Below are 6,504 nucleotides of genomic sequence, written 5' to 3'. Positions count from 1 at the left end.
GCGACGTGGCCGGGGGCGCCGCGGGAGATGTCGAACGTGTCCGCGTCGGGCAGCAGCGCCGGGTCGCGGTTGGCCGCGGGCAGAGCGCAGACGACCAGCTCACCGGGCCCGATGGTACGGCCGCCGAGCTCGACCTCCGTGGTCGTGACCTTGGTGGTGCCCGAATTGACGATGCTCAGCCAGCGCAACAGCTCCTCCACCGCGGCATCGATGCGCTCGGGCTCCTTCCTGAGGAGTTCGAGCTGTTCGGGGTGGCGGAGAAGGGCCAGGGTGCCGAGGGCAAGCATGTTGGAGGTGGTCTCGTGACCGGCGAACAGCAGCAGGGCGCCGATCCCGACGAGCTCGTCCGTCGTCAGGTCGTCGCCGTGCTCGCGTACCAGCATGCCGAGCAGCTCGTCGCCCGGATCCCGCTGGATGCGGCGGACCAGGTCCTCCATGTACGCCCGCGCCTCGAACTGCAGCGCCAGGCGCTCCTCGCCCGGCACCGACATGTCGAGCATCCTGCTGGTGCGGTGCTGGAAACCCTCGCGGTCCTCGTACGGGACGCCGAGCAGCTCGCAGATGACCAGCGACGGGATCGGCAGCGAGAACGACGGCACCAGGTCGGCGGGCGCCCCGGCGGCCTCCATGGCGTCCAGGTGGTCGTCCACGATGCGCCTGATCCGCGGCTCCAGCCTCTGCATCCTGCGGATGGTGAACTCGGGGGTCAGCATCTTGCGCAGGCGCGTGTGCTTGGGCGGGTCCGCGCCGAGCAGGTTGCCCGCCTGCGCCTTGGCGAGCTGCTCCGGGGTCATCTCCGGCGCTCCGGGCAGCCGCGCCACCGTCTGCTCAGCGATCTTGAACCGCTCGGCGTCGCCCAGGACCTCGCGTACGTCCGCGTACCGGGTCACGAGCCAGGCGTCCAGGCCGAACGCGCTTGTGATGCGCACGACCCCCGCCTCGTCCCGGACCGCCGCCAGCTCGGGAGCCGGGTCGAACCCCACCCGCCGCATGTGCGGCGGCATCGCCGAGGACTCGGTCATCGGGAACCTCCGTGGATATTCCGGCCTTCAGGCAGGAGAGGAAATGGACTTCTGCCGAGCGGGGCAGGGATGGGCGTTTCGCGGTCAGGCGATATGCCGTCGAGGCGGTCAGTTCGACGCATCGGTTTGTCCTTGTTCTGGATGCCGTTGGTAGGCATAGCCCTCGCCACGTTGTAGTAGGCGGACGTGCCGGTGGTGGATGCCCTGGACAGTGCCGCGGAAGGTTGCGATGTTGAACTTGCCGGTTGAGCGGACTGCCGCCCGGCCGGTGTGGACCCCGGCGTTCTTGCCGGACGGGACGACGGCGCGTACCAGATCCCCGGTGGCGAACCCCTGAACCTGCTTGATGCGCGGGAGCCGCAGCCGGGGGAAGCCGTGGGCGTCGGTGCGGGTCCGGGCGTAGATGCCGCGTCCGGTGCAGGCCGCGAACAGCACCGTGGCGGGCCATGCGGTCACGCGCCGCACAGCCGGTGCGGGCTGTGCGGTCTCCCCTCGCCCATGTTCCACGCCGGATACGCGGTCACCCGCGAGCCGGTGTCCCGTTTCGTCCCTGCTCCCGGGGGTGTCTGCTGACATCGGTTCCAGAGCGTGCCGCTGAGGAAGCACGGCACGGTGGGTCTGCTGTCCTACGTGAAACGTAGCCATCAAGGATGCACCTCCTGTTCGTGATGGCTCGGGCTGGTCACACCAGAGCCAGCCCGCCCGCCTACGACGACAGACCGTCTACGGCGGGCAAGCCCCGGCCTTCAGGCCGGGGAGCGTGTGACGCAAACCCCTTGATGATCGTCATTGACGCGTCAACGGTAACAATCGGGGAGGTCGGTCTCCAGTGCCCCGCCGCGCGGGGTTCAGACCTTCTGGGAGGCGCGTAAGCGACCCACCACACGGGGTTGCTGTCCCTTGGGTGGGGTGGGGTTGCGGGGGTTTGGCGGCAGGGGGGAACATGCCCCTGATCTTTATGAGAATAGGACGGTTTCCATGGATGTGCCCGAGTCTGTGCCCGTGTTGATCGCCGGAGGCGGGCCCGTGGGGCTGGCCGCCGCCGTGGAGTTGCGCCATCACGGTGTCCGCTGCCTGGTGGTCGAGCCGCGCGAGGAGGTGTCGTGGCTGCGGCCGCGGGCCAAGACGACGTCGGCGCGCTCGATGGAGCTGCTGCGCAGGTGGGGCCTGGCGGAGACGGTACGGGCGCGCGCGCCGCTGGCGGTCTCGTGGTCGGACCAGGCGGTGTTCGTCAACAGCCTGCTCGGACGGGAGATCACCAGGATCGGCGGGTGCTTCGGGCTCGACCTGGTGGGCTCCGACCTGGCGGCCGAGCCAGGCCAGCAGGTGCCCCAGCCGCTGGTGGAGGAGGTGCTGCGCGAGGCCGTCGGCGACGCCCTGCTCACCGGATGGCAGGTGGCCGGGCTCAAGGAGGACGCCGGAGGCGTGTCGGTGCGGATCACGTCCGCGGCGGGCGAGGAGCGCGAGATACGCGCCCAGTACGTGGTCGGCTGCGACGGCCCGCGCAGCGTGACCAGGGCGGCCATCGGCGCCCGCTACGAGGGCCGTCAGGACGCCAGGCCCAACTTCAACGTCGTCTTCCGCGCCCCCGGCCTGGCAGGGCGCATGCCGCACGGCCCCGCCGTGCACTACTGGGTGCTGAACCCGGCCCAGCCGGGCATCGTCGGCCGCCTCGACCTGAAGGACACCTGGTGGTGCATCGCCCAGGGCGTCCCCGCGGAGGGCGCGGACCCGATGCGGCTGGTCCGCAACCTGGCGGGAGCCGGCATCGAGGTCGAGATCCTGGCCACCGACCCCTGGAACGCCCGGATGCTGCTGGCCAACCGGTACGCGAGCGAGCGCGTGTTCCTGGCGGGCGACGCGGCGCACCAGAACCCGCCATACGGGGGGCACGGGTTCAACACCGGGATCGGGGACGCGGTCAACATCGGCTGGAAACTGGCCGCCGTACTGAACGGGTGGGCCCCGGCCACACTGCCGGCCACCTACGAGACCGAGCGGCGCCCGATCGCCGCCGACACCATCGAGGCCGCCGCCGCGAACATGTCCGTCCTCGCCCCCGAGCTCGCGGATCCGGCGCTGATGGGGGACGAGGCCGAGTTCGAGAAGGTGCGCCCGGCCCTGGCGGAGGCCGTGCTGAGGACCAAGGACAACGAGTTCCACAGCCTGGACCTGGTGCTCGGCTACACGTACGCGGGCTCCCCCATCGTCGCGGAAGGCGCCGGCGAGCGCCTGCCGCACCGGTGGCTGGCGCCCGGCGACTCCCTCTATGACCGGCTCGGCCGGGGCTTCAGCGTGGTCGGCGACCAGCGCGCGCCGGGCGCCGCCGTGCTGGCCGAGCAGGCGCGCGAGCTGCGTGTGCCGCTCCAGGCGGTGGACCTGCCCGGCGAGCCCCTGACGCTGGTCCGCCCCGACCAGCACGTGGCCTGGCGCGGCGAGGACCCGGACGGCGCTCTGCACCTGGCGCTCGGCCGGCCTTCAGAGGGGAAGTAGCCCGATCTCCTCCTGCGGATACGGCGTCAGCCTGCTCTCTTTCTGGAGTCTGCCGCCGATGCCTGAGCCGAGCGGGGCGGCCTGCTCGACCAGCTTGCCCAGCCCATCCGGGCACGCTAGACGGCGATCACGACCTTCCCCGCCGCGTGGCCCGCCTCCTGGTACCTGACGGCCGCCGGGATCTCCTCGAACGGGTAGCTCCGATCGATGACCGGATGGACCTCGCCGCTCTCGATGAGCTCGGTCAGCGTCGTCAGGTTCCGCCTGTTCTCCGTGCAGCGCACCACGTCCGCCATGACCGTCCTCTGGGACGCGAACGTCCCCGCCGCGAGCGTCGCGAACACGTGGCCGGCGGGCTGCACCCAGCGGCCGGCCGGGCCGCCGACGAGGACCAAGGCCCCCTTGCGGGTCATCACCCGCCGGCAGGCCGAGGCGGGGCGGCTGCCCGCGATATCCACCAGCACGTCGTAGCGCTGCCCGTTACGGGTGAAGTCCTCTTTGGTGTAGTCGATGACCTCGTCCGCGCCGATCGACCGCACCATGTCCACGTTCCGCGTGCCGCAGACGCCGGTGACCCGCGCGCCGAACGCCTTGGCGAGTTGCACGGCGAACGTGCCCACGCCTCCGGAGGCCCCGTTCACGAGGACCTTCTGCCCCGGCAGGACGCGTGCCGAGTCGCGCAGGGCGATCAGGGCGGTGTTCGCCGCCATCGGCACCGCCGCCGCCTCCTCGAACGACAGGTTCTCCGGCTTCGGCGCCAGCTCGCTCTCCGGCACGCACACGTACTCGGCGAAGCCGCCCTGCTTGGGCATCGCGTACACCTCGTCGCCCGGGGCGAACTCCGTGACGCCCTTGCCAACCGCCTCGACCTCCCCGGCCACGTCGGCGCCCAGGATGGCGAACGGCGGCTTGCGCAGGCCGGGGCCGCCGGCCATCAGGCGCGCGACGTACGGCTCGCCGCGCAAGAAGTGCCAGTCGTAGGGCTGGACGGAGGTGGCGCGCACCCGGATCAGCACTTCGCCGTCGCCGGGCACGGGCCGGTCGATGTCCGTGAGCTGGAGGGGTGAGCCGTACGAGCGTGAGACGAACGCCTTCATCGCATTTCTCCTCTTCGGGGACTCGCCACAAGTGTCGCCAGACCCCCTGGGCACGCTCTACAGCCGAAAGTACGACCTTCTCACCGGCCGATCGGCCGGATCAGTTGCGCACGCGCTTGGTCTCGTAAGCCCACATGGCGATCTCGACCCGATTGCGCACGCCCAGCTTGGTCATGAGGCTGGCGATGTGGCTCTTGACCGTGCTGAGCGAGATGTGCAGCTCATCGGCGATCTCGCTGTTGGTCCGCCCGCGCGCCACGGTGGCGAGGATCTCCTCTTCCCGGCCGGTGAGCGCCTCGATGGGTTTGGCGGGCGGTGTGGCGCGCCCGGCGAAGGCGAAGGTCTCGAGCAGACGGGCGGTGATGTTGGGGGCGATGAGGGCGTCGCCGTTGGCGGCGGCGCGGACGGCCTGGGAGAGCAGGTCGGGGCCGGCGTCCTTGAGCAGGAAGCCCCGGGCGCCTGCTCGGAGCGCGGCGTAGACGTACTCGTCGAGGTCGAAGGTGGTGATGACGACGACGGCGAGGGGGTCGGCGACGCCCGGCCCGGCCAGGCGGCGGGTGGCCTCGATGCCGTCGAGGCCGGGCATGCGGATGTCGAACAGGCACACGTCGGGGCGCAGGCGCCGCGCCAGCTCGACGGCGCGCCGCCCGTCGGCGGCCTCGCCGACGACCTCGATGCCGGGCTGCGCGTCGAGGATCATCCTGAGCCCGGTGCGGGCGATCTCCTGGTCGTCGGCGACGATCACCCGGATGCCCTCGGCGGTCATGTCGCCGCCCCGGTGCGGGGCAGCACTGCGGTCACGGTCCAGCCCCGGTCGGGGTTCGGCCCTGCTTCGCAGGTGCCGCCGAGCAGCCCGGCACGTTCGATCATCCCCAGGAGCCCGTAGCCGGGCATCGTGCGTACGGAGCTGGTGTCGCCGTCGTCGCTGACGCGCAGGCGCACCGACGTGTCGTCGGCGGCGACCTGGATCGCGATGCGGGTGGCGTGGCGGGCGTGCCTCCGGGCGTTGGTGACCGACTCCTGCGCGATACGGAAGATCGCTGCCCCGACCGACGGCGGCAGGCCGTCGAGGTCGCCGAAGATCTCCACGTCGACGGACGGGCCGACGCGGGCCCGGCCGGCGAGCTGTTCGAGATCGGCGATCTGCCGCCCCGGCGCCAGCTCCGCCGGCTCGTTACGGCGCAGGAGGCGGACCATGGCGCGCATCTCGGCGAGAGTGCGCGACGCCTCGGCCTCGATCACGCGGAGCGCGTCGGTCGCGGCCTCCGGTTGTGTGGCAGCCGTCGCCAGGCCCGCCTGGGCGCGGATCGCCATGGCGGACACGTGGTGAGCCACGGTGTCGTGCAGGTCGCGGGCCAGTTGCTCGCGTTCGAGCAGCTTGACCTGCTCGAGCTCGCGTATCCGCGCCCTACCCCGATACCGGACCGCCAGCCCCAGGGCGATGGCCGAGAACATGACGACGAACGCGGCGACGGCGTCGGCGGGGGCGAGCCCGTAGAAGGCCATCGAGACGCCGACCGAGACCAGCATGATCGCCAGCCCGGCCACGGCCTCCCGCCCGGACCCCCACCTGAACAGCGCGTAGACCACGAGCAGCAGGAACCCCATCGTGTACGTCTCCGCCCGCACCCCGCCCGTGAGCAGCGGAGCCAGGCTCGTGGCCACGAAGGTGATCGCGAGCATCAGCAGTGGCCTGGTGCGGCGCCACAGCAGCGTGGGCACCAGCCCGATCGTGAGGGCCACCGAGACGGCCCGCCACGGGAGGTCCGGCCGCAGGACCCCTTCGAGCACCGCGACCATCACGAGCACCCCTACGAGCGCCCAGTCCCGCCAGACGCGTAACGGAGGGTCGGGAGGACGGGGCTCGTTCCACACGGAGCGAAGCACTCCTT

At 71.5% G+C, this 6,504-nt stretch carries 6 protein-coding genes; 1 reads left to right on the top strand and 5 read right to left on the bottom strand.

Translation table 11 applies throughout. From position 1 onward, the window contains the following. Together AB0J09_RS19600 and AB0J09_RS19595 are read right to left on the bottom strand one after the other, a co-directional pair. Positions 1-1,022, bottom strand: a 1,022-nt coding sequence (locus AB0J09_RS19600; protein WP_360692562.1) for a cytochrome P450, incomplete at its 3' end; no start/stop codon positions are given. A 108-nt stretch (positions 1,023-1,130) separates the two neighbouring features. Next, positions 1,131-1,478 (bottom strand): hypothetical protein, encoded by a 348-nt coding sequence (locus tag AB0J09_RS19595; RefSeq protein ID WP_360692559.1) that lies wholly within the window; start codon positions 1,476-1,478, stop codon positions 1,131-1,133. A 522-nt stretch (positions 1,479-2,000) separates the two neighbouring features. On the opposite strand from AB0J09_RS19595, the gene AB0J09_RS19590 reads away from it, so the two are divergent. Further along, the gene (locus AB0J09_RS19590; protein WP_360692556.1) at positions 2,001-3,515 is read left to right on the top strand and encodes an FAD-dependent monooxygenase; all 1,515 of its coding nucleotides are present in this window, start codon (positions 2,001-2,003) and stop codon (positions 3,513-3,515) included. Between the two features lie 116 nt (positions 3,516-3,631). Here the strand turns inward: AB0J09_RS19590 and AB0J09_RS19585 are convergent, their stop codons facing one another. From AB0J09_RS19585 to AB0J09_RS19575, 3 genes are all read right to left on the bottom strand, one after another. After that, complete coding sequence (locus AB0J09_RS19585) at positions 3,632-4,612, bottom strand: NAD(P)-dependent alcohol dehydrogenase (RefSeq protein WP_360692553.1); 981 nt, start codon at positions 4,610-4,612, stop codon at positions 3,632-3,634. A gap of 100 nt (positions 4,613-4,712) precedes the next feature. Beyond that, a complete protein-coding gene (locus AB0J09_RS19580) occupies positions 4,713-5,378 on the bottom strand; it encodes a response regulator transcription factor (protein ID WP_360692550.1) in 666 nt (221 codons plus the stop codon). Beyond that, positions 5,375-6,499: a sensor histidine kinase gene (locus AB0J09_RS19575; RefSeq protein ID WP_360692548.1), complete on the bottom strand. Its 1,125-nt coding sequence runs from the start codon at positions 6,497-6,499 to the stop codon at positions 5,375-5,377. The genes AB0J09_RS19580 and AB0J09_RS19575 overlap by 4 nt, the downstream gene beginning before the upstream one ends. Positions 6,500-6,504 lie beyond the last annotated feature (5 nt).

This window comes from Nonomuraea sp. NPDC049784 (assembly GCF_040659615.1).
Taxonomy (GTDB): domain Bacteria; phylum Actinomycetota; class Actinomycetes; order Streptosporangiales; family Streptosporangiaceae; genus Nonomuraea.
This window is presented reverse-complemented; position numbering and strand designations above follow the sequence as displayed.

What these genes read in the sequence shown, in the direction of transcription:
- AB0J09_RS19580 (WP_360692550.1), bottom strand. Translation starts at nt 5,378, where the DNA reads ATGACCGCCGAGGGCATCCGGGTGATCGTCGCCGACGACCAGGAGATC.
- AB0J09_RS19585 (WP_360692553.1), bottom strand. Translation starts at nt 4,612, where the DNA reads ATGAAGGCGTTCGTCTCACGCTCGTACGGCTCACCCCTCCAGCTCACG.
- AB0J09_RS19590 (WP_360692556.1), top strand. Translation starts at nt 2,001, where the DNA reads ATGGATGTGCCCGAGTCTGTGCCCGTGTTGATCGCCGGAGGCGGGCCC.